The sequence below is a fragment of the Candidatus Binatia bacterium genome, from assembly GCA_029248525.1.
In the GTDB taxonomy this organism is placed as follows: Bacteria; Desulfobacterota; Binatia; order UBA12015; family UBA12015; genus UBA12015.
Map to the genome: position 1 here is coordinate 850,991 of JAQWJE010000049.1, position 17,212 is coordinate 868,202.

A 17,212-nucleotide genomic window follows, 5' to 3' on the forward strand; every position below is an offset into this window, starting at 1 on the left:
ACGGTTTCGTGTTTAGTTCGGGTCTTCTTCCGGGAAGTAGACGGTTACCTGAGCGGTATCCCGCAGGAGGTTTACGGAGCCGACCGAGACCCGCTGGATATTGATTCCGGTTCTGGTGCGCAGATCCTCGATCAAGGCTTCTCGATCGTTGCGTCGAATGATGTCCATATTGTCGTAGGTAACGACACGGCTCTGGTCCCGGCGGAACATGGGCAGGCGCTCGAGCATGGCGGTCAAAAAGACGATCGAGCCATTAACCAGCAGCAATTCGGCGAGACTGACCTTCTTATTGGCCACGGCATTGAGAATCGCCAGGCCAATCACCACAAACATATAGGTCAGGTCCTGTGTCCGAATAGCTTCGGTCCGGTAGCGCAGGATGCCAAAGACGGCGAATAGTCCCAATGCGAAACCCAATTCAATCGGGACTTTACGCAGAAGAAAGCACAGCGCGAAGGTGATCGCGTTGAACATGAAATACGTGAAGATGTACTCGTTCTTTCCGTATCGCCGCACGTAGACGCCCAGAACAATCATGGCCGTGAAGGCCAGGTTCAGAGCGAGGCGAAGCCCTAGTCGTGCAAAACCGGGGAAATCGAAAAAGTCCGGGTATAAGCCCAAGATTTCAGTCATTGTGCATCCTTTGGAGGGAGCGAACTTTCGGCAGATACCTTTGCATCGGAACCGAAGGGAGCAGCAGAGTCGCTGCTGTACAATATTTGCTGATCGACACCGGCAAGACATGCGCTTGTCGGAGCGCGAGCATGACAGGCGAGCGCGCCCGGAACCGGTCCTGCTTGATCTCGGCTATTACCGCACCGGGAATTCGGGCGTCGTCGGATGATTTCTGAAAGGAGAGGTCGAGGTCGAAGGTGGCTCGTTCCATGGTCTCGAGGCCGACCAGAGTAATCCGATGGAAGTCGGTTCGGAGGCTTGGCTGGAGGCTCTCGGCAGCAATCGGATTGTGCTCGTTGATGAAACTGCGTTCGTTGCGGCCGATCGTCTCTTGCAAGAAGGGAATCTGCTGCCGGGCCTTGATCGTTCGGTTGGCATTCGTCTTGTTCTTGATTTCGAGATAGGTCAATTTTCGATCGAGATAGTGACGGATCCGTATTTTATGACGCGGTCGCCTGCCACGGTGGTGCTCGCGGAGGCAATCATAGTTCCGAGTGTCGAAGTAGAGCGTCTTGTATTGGGCGGCTGTCGCTCCTTCGGCCGTCAGTAGCGCGTATTTACCGTGAACTTGGCGCAGGACTTGATGCAGCGCGTCGGAGTTGAGGATGAATTTCGTGTCCACGCGCTGGAGAAGCGCCCGCTCCTCCAGCAGGGCGGCGGTTGCTTCGGGGAATCGCCCCAGAGTTTCCGGCATCCAGTCCGGAAGAGCGGTTTTGGTACTCGTCATGAGGTTCCGAGAACGATCGCGACAGTCCTGCAGGTGTGTACGCAGGCGCCGTGGCATGTGGTTTGTGTGCGATCGGTTTGCATAACGCGAAAGTTGCGGCTCGGGAACAGCCCTAGTATTCCAAAGATAGTACCTTCATCGCAACTCCCGCGTTTTTACGTGGTTGCCTAAAGCAAATCGAGTTCTCAATGCCGCATAATGTTCAACGATCCAATGTCTTTCTTTTTATTTTTTCGCTTCTTCTCGCCGCTTGCGGCCCGGGGCAAGGTGGTGCGCCACCGACCGTTGGCGACGGATCAGGCGACGAGGGGGCCTACCTTTTTGATGACTCGGTTGTGAGAACATACTCGATCGAGGTGAGCGATGAAAATCTGGCGTTTCTGGATTCTTCGCCTGCTCGTGAGGAATATGTGCCGGGAGCGCTGGTTGTCGAAGGCGAACGGATCGACGCTGTAGGCATTCGCTACAAGGGCGGGGTCGGTTCTTTTACCGGATGTGTTGGTGGTGGGCCCGGCGGGATTCTGGATGTTTCGGGTCCGAAGGTTTGTCCGAAGCTGGGCATGAAAATCAGCTTCAACCTTTATGTCGAGGGGCGTCGTTGGAAAGGGCTCAAGAAGCTTCAATTCCATGCCATGAATCAGGACCCGAGCTATATGAAGGAAGCTCTCGGGTACCAGATGTTTCAAGATTTCGGTGTCGGATCTCCCCGAACAGCTTTCGTCAGGCTTGAGATGAACGGCGAGTTCTTTGGCCTCTTCATCCTGATCGAAGAGCTGGACAGCACCTTCACCGAATCCCGCTTTGGAGACATCGAGGGCGGCGAAGGGAATCTCTACAAAGACTATTGGCCCGGACGGCCCGATTTGGCAGAGGGAGCCATCACCGGGATCCGGCCTGACGTGACCCTGAATGGATCCTTGCGCACCAACCGGGAAGAACCAGGGCTGAATCACGATACGATGGTCGGGTTTACTCGCGAATTTCAGGAAGCGCTCAAGATCAGTGAAGAGGCGGTCGACGCGGTCGTCGACCGTTGGATGGACATCGAATACTTCCACAAATACATTGCTGTGGACCGGGCGCTGGAAGCCAACGATGGGCCACTGCATTTCTTTGCTCCAGGACCGGTGGGGTCTGAGTATACGGGGATCGGCTGGAACCATAACTATTATTGGTACGCCGCCTTGGACATCGCCATTCTATGGCCCGTGCCATGGGATCTGGATCTCACGCTGGGTGCCGGAATTACCGATGCCTGGATCCAGGATGAGTGGAACGACCTTGAGGCGCCGTGTCTTCTCAAGGCGAATATCTTGCCATTTTTTCCACCGAGTATTCCCCCCGCCTGCGACGAACTGGTCCGAAGTCTCGCGAGGCGCGGAGCAGCCTATCGCAAGGTCGTTGTGGCGATGCTCGAGGGGCCCTTCTCGGATAGAGTTGTGCTTGGGAAAATAGCTCGCTGGGAGGAACTGCTGGCCCCCTACGTGGTCGAGGAAGTCGAGGCCGGGATCCGACGAGGTCGAGGCAATCTGGCACGATGGCAAGGCGAGGTGCAGCGATTACGTGACCATTTGGCCACTCGACGTGTCGAGATCGCAGCCAGCATCGACTACTGAAGATCCGGAACAAGCTATGTCCGATAGATATTTCCCGCTCAAATCGATTGCTTTTCTTTTTTTTCTGGTGCTTTCCGCTTGCGGCCCGGGGCAAGGAGGCGCACCCCCGAGTGTCGGGGACGGCTCGTCGGACGAGGCCGCATATCTTTTTGACGATTCCGTTGTGCGTACATATTCAATCGAGTTGAGCGAGGAGAATCGTGAGTTTCTCGATGCCGCTCCGGCTCGAGAGGAATACGTATCCGGTTCAATTGTTGTTGATGGAGAACGGATCGGCCCGGTCGGCGTCCGATACAAGGGCAGTGTGGGCTCCTTTGCCGGTTGCGTGGCCGGCGGGGCCGGTGGGCTTACGGATGTGTCAGGGCCGAAGGTCTGCCCGAAACTCGGAATCAAGGTCAGCTTTAATCAATTTGTGCAGGATGGTCGCTGGAAGGGCCTCAAGAAGCTCCAATTCCACGCGATGAATCAGGACCCCACCTATATGAAGGAAGCTCTGGGGTACTCGATGTTTCAGGATTTCGGAGTCGCGTCGTCGCGGGTCGCATTCGTACGGTTGGAGATCAACAACGAATTCATTGGCATCTTCGTCTTGATCGAGGAGCTCGATAGTCGCTTTGCCGAGTCCCGTTTTGGTGAAGTCGAGGGTGGGGAAGGAAATCTCTACAAGGACTTCTGGCCGAGTCGCCCCAGTCCGGAAGCGGACTTCATTAATACGATCCGAGCGGAATTCGGGGCGGGTGTAGACACGGCTATTCGGACCAACCGGTCCGAAGCGACGCTGAACCACGACGTCATGTCCGGCTTTATCACCGAGTTTCAGGCAGCGCGGGCGATTGGCCCCGATGCGGTCGATCGTGTTGTCGATCGCTGGATGGACGTCGATTATATCCTGAGATATTTTGCCGTCGATCGAGCCCTTGAAGCGGACGACGGTCCGATGCATTTCATCGCTTTCGGTGCGGCCGGCGATCCCTACAACGGGCAAGCCTGGAATCACAACTACTATTGGTACGCCGCGTTTGAGGAAGAATTCCTCTGGCCGGTCCCTTGGGATATGGACAATAGCCTTGGCTCGCCCCTCGTGGACTCATGGGTGGATGTCCCCTGGAATGATCTTGATCTCGAATGCGTACTCATTCCCCATTCGGTGGGCTTCCCACCGGTGCCTACAATGCCGCCGGCCTGTGACCCTCTGATCCGCAGCCTCGCTCGGCGGCAAGAGCCCTATCGCAAGATTGTGGAAGAAATGCTTGCAGGTCCGTTTTCGGAGCAGGTGGTGAACGGAAAGCTGGATCGCTGGGAGCAATTGCTGACGCCTCACGTCGCCGATGAGGTTCGGTTGCGAATCCGTCGCGGCAGCGATGTTGCGGATTGGCAGCGCCTGATCGAGCAGCTGCGAGAGTATCTGGCAATGCGGCGCGCGGAGATTGCAGCCACCATCAATTTCGTGGATCCTACGGGATCTTTCAAGCAGGACTCGGACTGAAATCCGAGATCGCAAGGAGCAGATTCATGAGAATCATCTCGCAAAAGCGAGTGGCTACGCCCGGATATGTGGCATTTTGCATGTCGTTTGTCTTGTTTTCCCTTTTTCTGGCACCGCCGGCAGCTTCCGCTGACGAGGTGCCGCCGCTGGGTGCGAGCGCTGACCTGACTCAGGCCGCCACGACGAAAGAGGTGGCCGCGGAGTCATCCACCGAAAAGTCGGCGGTGAAAAAGAAGAAATCAAAAAAAGGTAAAAAGAACGACTTCCGCGTCTATTGGAAGAACGGCGTTCGCTTCCGCAGCAATAGCAAAAACTTCCGGTTTCGTATTGGCGGCAGCATGCAACTCGACGCCGGAATTTTGACGCCGAGCAAAGCTTTGCAGCAGGAGTTTGACATTGACTCCTTGCAGAACAACGTGCGCTTTCGACGGGCGCGCTTGAAGGTCGAAGGGACGTTGTACAAGATCTTCGATTTCAAATTCCAGTATGGATTCGTCGACGGTAAGGACGGATTCCGCGACATGTATGTCGCCGTAAAAAAGGTTCCATTGCTCCAGCGGATTCAAGTTGGTCAGTTCAAGGAGCCGTTCTCTTTGGAGCGCATGACCTCCAGCAACAACGTGACCTTCATGGAGCGAAGCCTTCAGTCGCGCCTCGAGCCGCGCCGCAATCCGGGCATCGCCGCTTTCATGCATTTCTTCGACAAGCGAATGACGGCAGCAGCCGGCGCTTTTCGGATTGTCGACGACCTTGGGGATACCTTCGATAGCGGTTCCTCCTACAGCCTGGCCGCTCGTGTGACCGGTCTGCCCTGGTATGACAAGAAGGGCGAGCAGTTCCTGCATCTCGGCCTGTCCTACGCTTTTGATTTTCACAACGGAGATGAGATCCGGGTTCGCCAGCGACCGTCGACCCAATTCGGCCCCCGTCTGGTCGATACCGGAAAATTCATCACCAACGATATTACCTACCTGGATCCCGAAATTGCTCTCGTTCTCGGACCACTATCCTTCCAGGCGGAGTATTTGCATGCGTTCCTGAACCAGCAATATATCGGCGACCCGCAGTTCTCGGGATGGTATGTCGAGACCAGCTACTTCCTGACAGGGGAGCACCGGCCCTACAACCGGAAAAAAGCCAAGTTCAAGCGACTGAAGCCGATCAACGACTTTGGTTGGGGCGATGGTTCCGGTTGGGGCGCCTTTCAAGTTGCAGCGCGGTTCTCTCAACTCGATCTGAATTCCGGCGATATCGAGGGTGGCCGCATGGAAGATGTGACGCTCGGACTGAACTGGTACCTGAACCCGGCCGTTCGCGTGATGTTCAACTACGTCTATGGAGATCGAATCGACGAGCCGGGCACCGAGAACGTGTACCAGATGCGTTTTCAGACGGCTTTCTAGGAACTCTCGAAGCCTGCCGTGCGCGTCGCCGCGCGCGGCAGGCTCCACCTGCGTGCGTGAGCCACAGGGCTCGCCCAAGGTCCTTTGAGAGGCTGGCTGGCCCTTCAGGCCAAGCGCCCGGGACGTCTCGGGGCCGATGGGCAACGCTACTCCCCATCTGATCCCATCGTGGGGTGGTTCGCCATGCTTTTCGATGGGATATAAGACTTCGTCATGCGAGTGCTGCGAAATTTGGCCCTGGTAATCGGTGGATTGATTCTGGGAAGCTTTTTGATTGGTTCTTCCGTTCTCATGGTCCGCTGGGTGCAGGTGAAAACCTTTCCGCAGCCACCGTCGACGGAACATCTGCCGCAGAAAGCGGCGTATCTGGACTCGCTGGGGGGTACGGACCTCGCGACCGCACCGAATATCGTGATCATTTTTTTTGATGATCTTGGCTACGGCGACCTCTCGATGAACGGTAATGCGTTGATCGATACGCCACGAATCGACACTTTGGCAGGTGAGGGCATTCAACTTACCAACTTCTATGCGCCGACGTCGGTGTGTACGCCCTCCCGCGCGGCCTTGCTGACGGGCCGGTTCCCCATCCGGTCAGGCACTCAGGGGCATGTCTTTTTCCCGGACGAGTCACCGATCGGGACGCTCCGGCGGGTGATCGGTGTGGGCAACGAACTGCCGGCCGACGAGATTACCGTCGCGGAAGCGTTAGGCGCAGCCGGTTATGCCACCGGCATGATCGGGAAATGGCATCTCGGCGCGCTACCGGGGTATCACCCCAACGATTTCGGGTTCGACTCTTATTATGGCGTGCATTGGAGCAATGATATGCAGCCGTTGCATATCTATCGGGACCGAGAAATCGAAGTCGCGGATACCACAGAGGTCTCGAATCCGATGAATGCCTTTCGTGATGAGGACGAGCCCTTCACGCGCGATCGCGAGGTAGATCAATCCCGGCTCACGCGACGCTATACCGAGGAGGCGGTGACGTTTATCGAGAAGCATCGCGACGAACCCTTCTTCCTCTACCTTGCGCATTCCTTTCCGCATGTGCCGCATTTTCCGGATCCGGAATTTGCAGGGCAGTCTCGCGGGGGACCTTACGGCGACGTTGTCGAGGACCTCGATCGTTCCACCGGAGCGATCGTCGATGCAATCGACCGGCTTGGTCTGGCTGAGAATACCCTCGTGATTGTGACCAGCGATAACGGCCCGGATTACGATGGAAGCCCGGGCGGATTGCGCGGTCGCAAGGGCGATACCTACGAGGGTGGGCAACTGGTTCCCTTCATCGCACGCTGGCCGGGCGTGCTGGGGGCAGGCGGTGTGATTTCCGGCATGAGCATGAATACGGACTTGCTGCCCACGATCCTTGGGCTAGCAGGAGTGCCACTTCCAGCCGACCGCATCATCGATGGCGAAGATGTTTTTGCGATGTGGCAAGGCGGAGCGACCTCGCCACACGAAGTGCTTTTCTATTTCCCGGTCTGGGGCGATGCCCCCGTGGCGGCGCGTGACGACAAGTTCAAATACCGTCTGGCAACCGGTCAAAGTGGTCGGTCCAAGCCGACGCTCACGGCGCTGGGTCAGGACCAGGAGAACCACAATCTCATCAAGCGTTTCCCGGAGCAGGCCGCCAGGCTGTCAGAGCAGTTGTCCCGCAGGACTTCCGAGCTGGAAGCGAACCCGCGTGGTTGGCGATAGACCCCAAGCCGCGCGCGGGCTCCGTTCTGTCGCTGCAGAGTGTATCAAAAAGTATAGGTCAACTCGGCGCCGAATGTCCGCGGGACGCCATAGCCTTTGACGATCAACCCCATAGGTCCGACGAGCGGTACGGCACTGTTGACGTATATCTTGTCCCCGAGGTTGCGCCCCCAAAGGGCGATTTGCGCCTGGTTGTCGAGAAAATCATAGCTCAGGCGGGCATTCACCAAGCCATAGCCTCCTTGCCGGGCGGCGGGGATCTCTGGTTCGGCAAACCTCTCGGCGGCTCGGTATGCCCACTCGATGCGTGGTGTGATATATCCGCTCGCCCAGGCTGGACCTTCTACTGGAATCGAGTACTGCCCGGCGAGAAAGGTGTTGAATTTCGGCGTACGGATGAACCGCTGGCCGGAGCGGTCGAGAGGGTCGCTTCCGCCGCGTGCATCAACGGCATCGGGAAATTCGTCGTAGCGTGCGTCGAGAGTGCCGACGAGCCCACTGATTAAAACGCCCTCGATCGGAATCCATTGGAACTCGGCCTCGACACCCTGAATGGTGGCTCTGGCCGCATTCTGCGTCAGCAGCCTTGTCGTGATTTGATCGTTGGCTTCAAGAATAGTCTGGAAACTGTTGCGCTGGATATCCTCGTAGGAACTCTGAAACAGAGATAGATTAAACGTCAGACGCCCATCGACGGCGATGGTTTTGGCGCCGATCTCGAAGTTGTCGAGGCTCTCGGGTCCGTAGGGAATCAGTCCGTCTTCGGGCGATGCGGCAAGGGCGGCGTTGAGACCGCCACCTTTGAAGCCCCGGGCCCAGGTGAAGTAGCCCATCAAATGGTCGATACCGCCCCTCTCCAGAATGGGCTCGGGCGCGAAGAGGGCGAGGCTGGCCATCGGCGACCAGGATGAAAAAGAGGCCTGCCCAGAGGGGTCCAGAGTGATTTTCCCATCTGGCTCAGTGGCGAAGTTGCGATTGATTTGTGACGCGCGCTTCTTGTCCTCGGTGTAGCGAAGGCCCGCGGTCAGACTCAACCAATCCGTGGGCGCCACGGTGCTCTGGGCGAAAAGGGCCCAAGTGAAATTATTCGTGAGGATCTGGTTAGCCGTTTTCTGGTTGACGACAGGGACCGATAGGCCGTTGGTCCGGTCGGCGCTTTCCCAGAAGAAAAATGCACCTGCGACCAGATTGATGCGATCTTCCCATGCTGTGGCCGCCAGTTGGGCTTCCTGCTGGATTTGCTGCGCCTGGCCGGCTTCACCATTGACTCCGCCACCGCCAAAGTTGGCGACGCGAATGACCGCGAATTCCGTTGCATCGACATCCAGCATGCTGGGGCTGAGCTGCCGCCTCCAAGAGGTGATCGACTTGGCGACGATCCCCGAGAAGGGCCCCGCGTCGCCAATCGCCCAGGCAATATTGGCCCAAGTTCCCCAAGACGAAGAGGCCGCGATCTGGTTGACGTTCGCGGCAATCTCGTAAGGCTTTGTGGAGTTGCAGTTGTCCCAGAAGCCGGGCTCAAGATTTCCCAGGCCGCTGCGCTGCACTTCAACGCATTGTCCAAGGGGGTCATGAACATGATCCTTGAACCAGCTTCCGGTTATATCGATCGTGATGTCCTCAGTGGGCAGGAAGCGCAGGGAGCCGATGAAGCTCAACCCATTTTCCTCGCCCCACCAAGCGTCACGTGTCTTGTTGTAGACGTAGCCATCGCGATTGCGGCTGGAGAACGTCACGCGGGAAAACAGCTTGTCCTCGAACCAGCCGATGTCGATCGGGACGTTCAGGCTGACCCGTGTTCGAATGGCGCCGAGGTTCCCGGGCCGGACTGAAATCAAGCCACTCAATTCGTCGCTCGGTTTGATCGTGGTGACGCTGACCGCACCGCCGACAGTATTTTTTCCGAACAAGGTTCCCTGCGGACCCCGAAGGACCTGTACGGACTCAATATCGACGACATCAAAGATCGAGGCTTGGGCGCGGGGGAGGTAGACGCCGTCGATGTAGAGACCGACACCCGGGTCGAAGGCCACGCCCACGCCTGGCGTGCCGACGCCGCGGATCGAAATCTGAGCTGCCTGATTTCCGGCGCCGGTTTGGATGGTCAGGTTGGGGGAGAGTTCCTGAATTTGGTCGATTGTGGTGATGCTGGAGTTCTCGAGGCTGGCTGCCGAAATCGCGGTGATGGCAATCGGTGTGTCTTCAAGAAATTCTTCTCGCTTGCGCGCGGTGACGACGATCTCTTCAATTCGGGAAAGAGACTGTATGGCCGCAGGCGCTTCGGACGCGCCGCTGGCAATCGCTCCGTCATCTTCTTCCATGACTGAAGGCTGCACCGGCAGGGAGCCGAGGACGGCCGCGGATTCATCCTCCGTGCCGGTTGCGATCCCGCTTCCTGAAAAGACTGCCAAAATCGACAAAAACATCCCAGTCCTGAGTTGACGCATCATGGTTTTCTCCTTGAGCGCGCATTCTTATCGCGATCAAACTTGTGGTTCCAGAACGGCGCCGCATTATTCGTGCGGTCGTACCTTCGGCCAAAGCTGTCCGATCTTGCTCGAACGCGGCCAGTTTGGCACCCGGCGATGAGGAGGGTGGCAGGTCACCGGTGGCGCGAAAATCCCGTTCCAGAAACCTCTGGATGGCGCGTAAATTCCATGGTTAGAAAGATTCCAGCATGGAACTCGATTTTGAAACAGTCGTGGTGGGTGCCGGCGTCAGCGGAATTGGTGCGGGCATTGAACTTCTGAAGAACGATTTTGATTCGTTCGTCATTCTGGAGAGGGCGCAGGACCTTGGTGGCACCTGGCGCGACAATTCATACCCCGGCATTGCTGTGGATATTCCGAGTATTGCCTATTGCTTTTCGTTCGAGATGGACCATCCCTGGTCGCGGACCTATGCTCCTGGCGCCGAAATTCAGGACTACCTCCGGCACTGTTCGGAAAAATACGAGATCGACAAGCATATCGAGTACGGGGTTGGCGTCTCGAAGATCGAATTTGATGCGAAGACCAATACCTGGACCACGCAGGCCGATGGCGGACGTGTCTACCGGTCGCGGTATGTGATTGCCGCGACAGGAATCCTCAGTCAGCCGAAGCTCCCGGAGATCGAAGGCTTGGAGAATTTTTCCGGTAAGTCGATGCATACCGCCCGGTGGGATCACGATCACGATTTGGGTGGCGAGAGGGTCGGCGTTATCGGTACGGGAGCCTCGGCCGTTCAGATTGTTCCGAGCATCGCCCCCGACGTGGGACGCCTCGCCGTGTTCCAGCGTACCCCGATCTGGGTCGGACCGAAGGATGATGAAGCGATTGCGGCCGAGGATCGAAAAGGCTTCCGCTTCAGCCAGATGGGATTACGGGTTCGACGATTTTTCACGGAACTTGGTTTCGAGATCGGAACGTACCTGGTCGTGAATTACCAGAAGCGAAAGTCGTTCGTTCGCCAAGGCGAAGCGCGATTGGTGAAATACGTTCGTCAGGTGGTGAAGGATCCGGCGCTGCAAGAAAAACTGCTTCCGAACTATGGTCTGGGTTGCAAGCGTCCGGCATTTTCGAATGAATATCTCCAGACCTTCAATCGAGAAAACGTGGATCTGGTTACCTCGGGGATTACTCGGATTACCGAATCCGGGGTGATGACCGATGACGGCGTGCATCATGAACTGGACACCTTGATCTTGAGTACGGGTTTCAAGACCTTCGAGAAAGGTAACGCGCCCAGCTTTGAGGTGGTTGGTCTCGACGAAGTGGAGCTTGGCCAGTTCTGGCACGATAATCGATACCAATCTTATGCCGGTATCGCGGTGCCCGGGTTCCCGAATTTCTTTCTGACCGTTGGGCCTTATTCGGGCGGCTTCAATTGGTTCACGATGTTGGATGCACATTTGAAATACATTTTGCGGTGCATGCGCCGGGCGCGTTCGGGGGGCACTTCTCGTGTCGAGGTGCGGCGCGAGGCCCATGACGAATATTTCGAGATGATGCTCCGCGAGGCCGAGGATACTGTCTTCAAGGATCCCGCCTGCGTAACGGCCCGCAGCTATTATATTGATCGTCATGGAGATGCCTCTGTCGGGTTGCCGAGAACGCCCTGGTGGAGGGCGCTTCGAGTGCGGTTCTCGAACTTGAATGTGTTCCGATTCGAGAGCTGACCTGCCTGCTAGATGGCGATTTCGGCGTGCCCGTCGCGTTGGGAGCATGCCCCGATGGCCGTGATTGCGAGGCCGAATGCAAAAACTCCGGATATTCGGTCGCTCAGAGGATTGAATGGTAAAACAGTCGAGCGCAGTGGGTCAGGGTCGTGTTACGATTTGCAAGAATCGAGACCGACTGACCGGTCGGGACGTCGAGCAATCGTGGAGAAAGTTCTATGAGATTCTTGAAGTTGAGAAACATTCTATCGGCGTCAGCCATGGTGCTCGTCGTCTCGTCTTGCGGCGGTAGCAGCGACAATCAGCTGACGCTTCAGGTGCCAGAGGTACCAGAGGTGCCCGACAACCCCGTCGAGCCCGTCGAGCCCGAGGTCCCGGCCGAACCTGAAGTCCCGGAATCTCCGGAATGTGCCGGCGAGGTTTATGCCAGTACATTCGATGCTGTCCAGAAAGTCATTTTCGACCGTTACCAATGCGTGGGTTGCCATAGTGGCGACAACGCAAGTGGCGATCTGGATCTCACGCCGGAGTTCGCCTACGAGAATCTGATGGAGGTTCCTTCGGTGGGCTCGAATTTTGCGCGGGTGTACCCGGGCTCTCGCGAGCGCAGCTCCTTGTGGCTCAAGATGTATGGTCACGTCGATCCCTCGATTACCAGTCTTGCCTTGATGCCGCCGTCCGGTCCTGTTCCGGAGGACTGGGAATTCGAGCTGTTGCGGCAATGGCTGGTCGCTGGTGCGCCGGAGACCGGCGTGGTTCTGGGCACGGAGGAACTGCTGCCCGGTTGCCTCTCGGAGCCGACACCGCAGAGCATTATTCCACTCGAAGCCCCCGAGGCCACGGAAGGCGTGCAATTTCAGATGCCCGGCTTCGATCTTTACGCGGCCTCCGAGCGAGAAGTTTGTTTTGCGACCTACTACGATCTCCGGGATGTCGTTCCCGAGGAATATCAGTCCGAGGACGGTCAGGTCTTTTATTTTGACGGTTGGGAAGTTCGCCAGGACGCCCTCAGTCACCACCTGATTGTCTTTTTGCCGGTTTCCGAGGCCGGAGAAGTGACACCTGATGATTTCTCGAACTGGTCGTGTGCCGGAGGGGATCGGGCGGGCGAAGTCTGTGACCCGCGCGAACGAGAGGCTTGCGGTCTTCGCGGGTTCTGTCGCACTCCGGTGGAAGACTCGCTTGCCTGTAATAGCTACGCTCCGGTGTTGACCCGCCAATCGCTGGCGGTTCAGCAGGCGCAATCGACGCAGGAATTCTACCCGGGAACCTACCGGGAGTGGCCGCTCGAGGGCGTCATGTTGTGGAATTCTCATTCCTTCAACCTGACTGCCGTCGACCACATTCTGCGTGGTCGATTCAACCTTCGATTTGCTCGCGACCGGTCGTATCCGCAACTCGAGGCTGGCGGATTTGATACGTTATTCGGAATCCCGAGGCTGATCGGTGAAGGGGCTGCGCCCTATACCGAGCAGGTTCTTTGCGAGCGCGCCGTATTGCCAATGGGTGCGATGGTGACGGGGCTGTCGTCCCATACGCATAGTCGGGGTAAACATTTCTGGTACGAAATGCCCGATGGCACGCATATCTATGACAGCTACATCTACAACGATCCCCTGAACTTGTTTTTCGACGAGCCCATGGCGTTTCTCGATCCGGACCCCGCAGAGCGGACACTGACCTATTGCTCGCTTTTTCGAAACGGAGTGGACGAAGACGGAAATCCTGTTCCGGACGAGGTGACGCGCGCGTCGGATATCGAATACGCGGTTCCGATCGGCAGATTGGGTCCCAATATCGGCCTTTGTGAACCGACGCAGTGTGTGAACGAGGGGATGTATGAGGTCGAGTGTGATGATGGAGTTGCCAACCAGGCCGGCGATGATGCCGCCTGCGACTCGTCTCCGGGTGCGGGCGATGGTAGCTGCGATGCCTGCTCGATCACGGGTGGGGTTACCACCGGAAACGAGATGTTTGGTGCACAGATCTGGTACTTTATTGCAGAAGGCTATCCGAATGAGCTGGTAGAGTTTCCCGACAGCACCTTCATTCCGGGGATCATCCCGGGTATCGGGCGCTGAGCCGTTCGCAAGCTGAAATTCGTCCGTTGCGACCGCATCGGGCTCTTTTGGAAAATCAAAGCTGAGGGGATGATACGATGGCGAAGAACAACGAAGCGGTGGAAGGTCTTGGGCTTCTGGTCTTGAGGTTGGCCGTGGGCGGGATGATGCTCACGCATGGCTTGCCCAAATTACAGAGGCTGTTGGAGAAGCCTGACCAATTCCCCGACCCGATTGGCTTGGGTCCCGAAGTGACGCTGGCGTTCGCGGTATTTTCCGAGGTGATTTGCGCGGTCCTGATCATCGCCGGTGCGGCCACGCGACTGGCCGCGATCCCGCTTTTGATCACCATGCTCGTGGCGGCCTTTGTGACCCACGCGGGCGACCCCTTCAATAAAATGGAACCCGCTCTGCTTTATGGATCCTGCAGTCTTGCTCTGGTGCTTACCGGTGCGGGCAAGTTCAGCGTCGACGGTTGGTGGAACGGTCGGGGCTGAGGTCTCAGGCGTTGACGCGCATCGCGCCGAGGAAATCCATTTTCCCCAGATCAACGCCGTCCATCCGCAACAGATCGTATCCTGTGGTGGCGTGAAAATAGAAGTTGGGAAGCGAGAAGCTCAGCAGGAAGTCGCTGGACTTGAACGGAATTTTCATTTTGCCCAATTCGAAGACGACCGGATCATCCGCTCTTGCGTTGAAGGCATCCGCGTCGATCGCGTTGACAGCTTCGGTGGCTTCCTGCACATGCGTCTGCAGGCCGGCCAGATCAAAGGCGAGTGAGAAGTCCGGCGGACCGGCCTTGCCGGTCTCCAGACTTTTCAATGCATTGGCTGAGTGGTGTACGACCGACACCACCTGAAAATGCAGCGGCAGCATATCGTCAGTCAGTTTCAGGTCGACCGCGACGTTGGGGTCCCTGCCGATTGATTCGTAATGGCTGCGGCCTTTGGCCAGGTAATTCTCCACTACGGGCAGGAGTTGTTGGTAGGTTTTCACAACGGCGTCGTAGATCGTGATCTGCATGGGGTGACTCTAGGGGTTTTGCGGCGGATGGCAATCTCTATGCGCTGTTGCGGGTTTCTCCGAACGGATCTTGCAGGTTCTCTGCGGGGTTGGGCGATCGGCTTATTTTTTAAGCAGTTTTTCGGTTGATTTCCTCATGCAGGTGCAGGGGAAAAACCTTGCATCGCGGAGTTCCAGAGGCGAAACTCTTTCTGTTGCCAAGGAGGCACACCATGGAACCAGCACAGACTGAATCGCAATCACCAGCCAAGCGTCGTCGCTACCACGACCGGGCCGTTCGACCGAGAGCAGCCTGGCGGGCTCTCCGTAATTTGATGCGGGACCCGGATGATACGAGCCAGGTTTTCGAGATTATTGATTCTCTGGCAGGGCGTTCGTTCGAGAACTCCTTCAAGCGATTCAGACGCTCGCCCAACGGTCCGCGTCTGATCGAAGAGCAGCCCGATATCGTCACGCTCCTGAACGATCGAGACGCACTGGGCGCAATGCCGGCCGGAAGTCTGGGCCGCGCCTATCTCGACTTCGTGATTCGGGAGGAGTTGACCCCGGAGGGGCTTTCCTCGGCCAGCAAAGAGTTCGATCAGGACCCTGCAGCGCCCAAAGGCGCTTATTGGTTCGGAGCACGACTGCGCGACACCCATGATCTGCATCACGTGTTGACCGGCTACAATCGGGATCTGGTGGGCGAGGCCTCGTTGCTCGCTTTCACCTGGGCACAGACCCGCAATCGCGGGATCGGAGCGATCGTTCTGATGGCCTATATCCGATCGGGAAAAGACAACCCGTCGGCTCGCACCATGATCCGCGCGGGTTATCGCCGTGGCCGCAAGGCAGCGTGGTTCCCCGAGCAGGACTGGGAGCAGTTGCTCACCCAGCCACTCGAAGAGGTTCGTGAACATCTGCGCCTCGGCGATCTGCCCGCTTACGACGAAGTGCGTTCCGAGGGCGCACCCGCGCTGGCCTAGCTGATACCCGACGAAAGGTCTCGTACCGCCAACATTTTTGCGGCGCTCGCGAACACACTCTGGAGGTCATGGGCATGGCACGCGTGCTCGAGATCCTGACCCATGGTCTGGTTCGATCTCTGTTCGGCCATCATGTGATCGAACGCTCGGACGGTATGGTGGAGGCGGCGGTGGAGTTGCTCCGCGCGGGTCTCTCATCGCCCACACTGAAGTTGCGTCGAAAAGGTAAAGTTTCATGAAATTCGGAATCCGTATTCCTCCCCCGCAAATGGGCCCGATCGGTGACCCCGATTTTGTCGTGCGCTATGCGCAGTTGGTCGAGTCTCTGGGGTTCGAGTCGCTATGGACGATCGATCATGCGGTCATGCATACCGAGTATGACTCGCGCTATCCCTACAAGACCACGGGTCGTACGCCCTTGCCCGCGGACTCCAATATGCCCGACCCGCTTCTGCTGTTGATGTTTCTCGCGGCGGCGACGGAGAAGATCCGATTGGGTACCGCGATGTTGATCTTGCCGCAGCGCCATCCGGTAATTCTTGCCAAGGAGGTCGCTACGCTGGATCAATACTCCAAAGGTCGCCTGACGCTCGGGATGGGAATTGGTTGGGTGAAGGAAGAGGTCGAGGACCTGGGACAGGACTTCTCGGACCGCGGCCGCCGCGCGAATGAGTGGATCCGGGTGATGCGCGCGCTCTGGGCGGAAGGCATATCTCATTTCGAAGGCGAGTATTTCAATTTCAAGGGCGTGCTCAGCTATCCCAAGCCGGTGCAGACCGGGGGAATTCCGCTGATGATCGGCGGTCACAGCAAATTCGCAGCGCGCCGGGCCGGGCGGTACGGTGACGAGTTCTATCCCCATTGGTCCACGCGTGGGCCCGATGCCGAGGAACTCGGAAAATTGTGGCCGGTCGTGCAGGACGAAGCGGAAAAGGCCGGTCGCCCGCGTGATGCTGTGAGTCTGACGCTGACCAGTACGAGTGATGCCAAAACGGCGCTGGCGACAGCGGAGTTTTGCGCCGAATTGGGTGCCGAGCGCGTCGTGGTGCTTCCGCCCAAGGGCCGCCTTGACGGATCCTTGCCCGATGAGTTGGCGCGCTTCCGCGAAGAGGTGATGGTGCCGCTGGGTAGCGAGGGCGCGAAGTAGCTCTCCCAGACCTCGGCGAATGCAGGATTGGAGAATGTTGGGCTGGTAGAAGCGTTGCGCTTTCGCGGCGGTATGCGCTTCTCGGATCGCAGCGTAGCCGCGAAGAGCACCTCGAAACTCCATTTTCGCGATTCGCCTTCGCGGAAGAACGCTTGGGTCTCCGCCTGAAGTCTGACGAGTCATTCGGTGGGCAGGGTAGCGTCACGAAGATGGAAGAAACCGGTTTCGAACAACCCCTGGCGCA

14 protein-coding genes are annotated in these 17,212 nt (G+C 57.6%); 10 read left to right on the plus strand and 4 right to left on the minus strand.

The features are described 5' to 3' along the window. Window positions 1-12: 12 nt before the first annotated feature. Together P8K07_16265 and P8K07_16270 are read right to left on the minus strand one after the other, a co-directional pair. On the minus strand, window positions 13-633 hold the full coding sequence (locus tag P8K07_16265) for a DUF4956 domain-containing protein (protein MDG1960080.1): 621 nt from the start codon (window positions 631-633) through the stop codon (window positions 13-15). Next, window positions 626-1,402: a polyphosphate polymerase domain-containing protein gene (locus P8K07_16270; protein ID MDG1960081.1), complete on the minus strand. Its 777-nt coding sequence runs from the start codon at window positions 1,400-1,402 to the stop codon at window positions 626-628. Before P8K07_16270 ends, P8K07_16265 begins: the two co-directional genes overlap by 8 nt. A 188-nt stretch (window positions 1,403-1,590) precedes the next feature. Between P8K07_16270 and P8K07_16275 the strand changes: the two genes are divergently transcribed. The 4 genes from P8K07_16275 to P8K07_16290 all read left to right on the plus strand — a co-directional run bounded on the left by P8K07_16275 (window position 1,591) and on the right by P8K07_16290 (window position 7,614). Beyond that, window positions 1,591-3,018, plus strand: coding sequence for a CotH kinase family protein (locus P8K07_16275; GenBank protein MDG1960082.1), 1,428 nt, complete (start codon window positions 1,591-1,593; stop codon window positions 3,016-3,018). 16 nt (window positions 3,019-3,034) lie between these two features. Continuing rightward, the gene (locus tag P8K07_16280; protein ID MDG1960083.1) at window positions 3,035-4,504 is read left to right on the plus strand and encodes a CotH kinase family protein; all 1,470 of its coding nucleotides are present in this window, start codon (window positions 3,035-3,037) and stop codon (window positions 4,502-4,504) included. A 26-nt stretch (window positions 4,505-4,530) separates the two neighbouring features. After that, window positions 4,531-5,907, plus strand: a complete 1,377-nt coding sequence (locus P8K07_16285; GenBank protein ID MDG1960084.1) for a porin — start codon at window positions 4,531-4,533, stop codon at window positions 5,905-5,907. Between the two features lie 213 nt (window positions 5,908-6,120). Then, window positions 6,121-7,614, plus strand: a complete 1,494-nt coding sequence (locus tag P8K07_16290; protein ID MDG1960085.1) for a sulfatase — start codon at window positions 6,121-6,123, stop codon at window positions 7,612-7,614. 44 nt (window positions 7,615-7,658) lie between these two features. Here P8K07_16290 and P8K07_16295 read toward each other — a convergent pair whose 3' ends face one another. Next, window positions 7,659-10,064, minus strand: a complete 2,406-nt coding sequence (locus P8K07_16295) for a TonB-dependent receptor (GenBank protein ID MDG1960086.1) — start codon at window positions 10,062-10,064, stop codon at window positions 7,659-7,661. 227 nt (window positions 10,065-10,291) lie between these two features. Between P8K07_16295 and P8K07_16300 the strand changes: the two genes are divergently transcribed. The 3 genes from P8K07_16300 (at window position 10,292) to P8K07_16310 (ending at window position 14,330) form a co-directional block, all read left to right on the plus strand. Continuing rightward, window positions 10,292-11,773 carry an NAD(P)/FAD-dependent oxidoreductase gene (locus tag P8K07_16300; GenBank protein MDG1960087.1) on the plus strand — a complete coding sequence of 494 codons (1,482 nt, stop codon included), beginning with the start codon at window positions 10,292-10,294 and terminating at the stop codon, window positions 11,771-11,773. A gap of 218 nt (window positions 11,774-11,991) precedes the next feature. Further along, window positions 11,992-13,854 carry a hypothetical protein gene (locus tag P8K07_16305; protein MDG1960088.1) on the plus strand — a complete coding sequence of 621 codons (1,863 nt, stop codon included), beginning with the start codon at window positions 11,992-11,994 and terminating at the stop codon, window positions 13,852-13,854. Window positions 13,855-13,931: 77 nt separating this feature from the next. Continuing rightward, entirely contained in the window at window positions 13,932-14,330 is a 399-nt protein-coding gene (locus tag P8K07_16310; protein MDG1960089.1) for a DoxX family protein, read from the plus strand. 4 nt (window positions 14,331-14,334) lie between these two features. Here P8K07_16310 and P8K07_16315 read toward each other — a convergent pair whose 3' ends face one another. Continuing rightward, window positions 14,335-14,856, minus strand: coding sequence for a DUF1993 domain-containing protein (locus tag P8K07_16315; GenBank protein MDG1960090.1), 522 nt, complete (start codon window positions 14,854-14,856; stop codon window positions 14,335-14,337). A gap of 212 nt (window positions 14,857-15,068) precedes the next feature. On the opposite strand from P8K07_16315, the gene P8K07_16320 reads away from it, so the two are divergent. The 3 genes from P8K07_16320 (at window position 15,069) to P8K07_16330 (ending at window position 16,968) form a co-directional block, all read left to right on the plus strand. Further along, window positions 15,069-15,821, plus strand: a complete 753-nt coding sequence (locus P8K07_16320) for a Coq4 family protein (GenBank protein ID MDG1960091.1) — start codon at window positions 15,069-15,071, stop codon at window positions 15,819-15,821. Between the two features lie 74 nt (window positions 15,822-15,895). Further along, window positions 15,896-16,060 carry a hypothetical protein gene (locus P8K07_16325; GenBank protein MDG1960092.1) on the plus strand — a complete coding sequence of 55 codons (165 nt, stop codon included), beginning with the start codon at window positions 15,896-15,898 and terminating at the stop codon, window positions 16,058-16,060. Next, window positions 16,057-16,968, plus strand: coding sequence for a TIGR03619 family F420-dependent LLM class oxidoreductase (locus P8K07_16330; GenBank protein MDG1960093.1), 912 nt, complete (start codon window positions 16,057-16,059; stop codon window positions 16,966-16,968). Before P8K07_16325 ends, P8K07_16330 begins: the two co-directional genes overlap by 4 nt. The last annotated feature ends 244 nt before the right edge of the window (window positions 16,969-17,212 follow it).

What these genes read in the sequence shown, in the direction of transcription:
- P8K07_16265 (MDG1960080.1), bottom strand. Translation starts at nt 633, where the DNA reads ATGACTGAAATCTTGGGCTTATACCCGGACTTTTTCGATTTCCCCGGT.
- P8K07_16270 (MDG1960081.1), bottom strand. Translation starts at nt 1,402, where the DNA reads ATGACGAGTACCAAAACCGCTCTTCCGGACTGGATGCCGGAAACTCTG.
- P8K07_16275 (MDG1960082.1), top strand. Translation starts at nt 1,591, where the DNA reads ATGCCGCATAATGTTCAACGATCCAATGTCTTTCTTTTTATTTTTTCG.
- P8K07_16280 (MDG1960083.1), top strand. Translation starts at nt 3,035, where the DNA reads ATGTCCGATAGATATTTCCCGCTCAAATCGATTGCTTTTCTTTTTTTT.
- P8K07_16285 (MDG1960084.1), top strand. Translation starts at nt 4,531, where the DNA reads ATGAGAATCATCTCGCAAAAGCGAGTGGCTACGCCCGGATATGTGGCA.
- P8K07_16290 (MDG1960085.1), top strand. Translation starts at nt 6,121, where the DNA reads ATGCGAGTGCTGCGAAATTTGGCCCTGGTAATCGGTGGATTGATTCTG.
- P8K07_16295 (MDG1960086.1), bottom strand. Translation starts at nt 10,064, where the DNA reads ATGATGCGTCAACTCAGGACTGGGATGTTTTTGTCGATTTTGGCAGTC.
- P8K07_16300 (MDG1960087.1), top strand. Translation starts at nt 10,292, where the DNA reads ATGGAACTCGATTTTGAAACAGTCGTGGTGGGTGCCGGCGTCAGCGGA.
- P8K07_16305 (MDG1960088.1), top strand. Translation starts at nt 11,992, where the DNA reads ATGAGATTCTTGAAGTTGAGAAACATTCTATCGGCGTCAGCCATGGTG.
- P8K07_16310 (MDG1960089.1), top strand. Translation starts at nt 13,932, where the DNA reads ATGGCGAAGAACAACGAAGCGGTGGAAGGTCTTGGGCTTCTGGTCTTG.
- P8K07_16315 (MDG1960090.1), bottom strand. Translation starts at nt 14,856, where the DNA reads ATGCAGATCACGATCTACGACGCCGTTGTGAAAACCTACCAACAACTC.
- P8K07_16320 (MDG1960091.1), top strand. Translation starts at nt 15,069, where the DNA reads ATGGAACCAGCACAGACTGAATCGCAATCACCAGCCAAGCGTCGTCGC.
- P8K07_16325 (MDG1960092.1), top strand. Translation starts at nt 15,896, where the DNA reads ATGGCACGCGTGCTCGAGATCCTGACCCATGGTCTGGTTCGATCTCTG.
- P8K07_16330 (MDG1960093.1), top strand. Translation starts at nt 16,057, where the DNA reads ATGAAATTCGGAATCCGTATTCCTCCCCCGCAAATGGGCCCGATCGGT.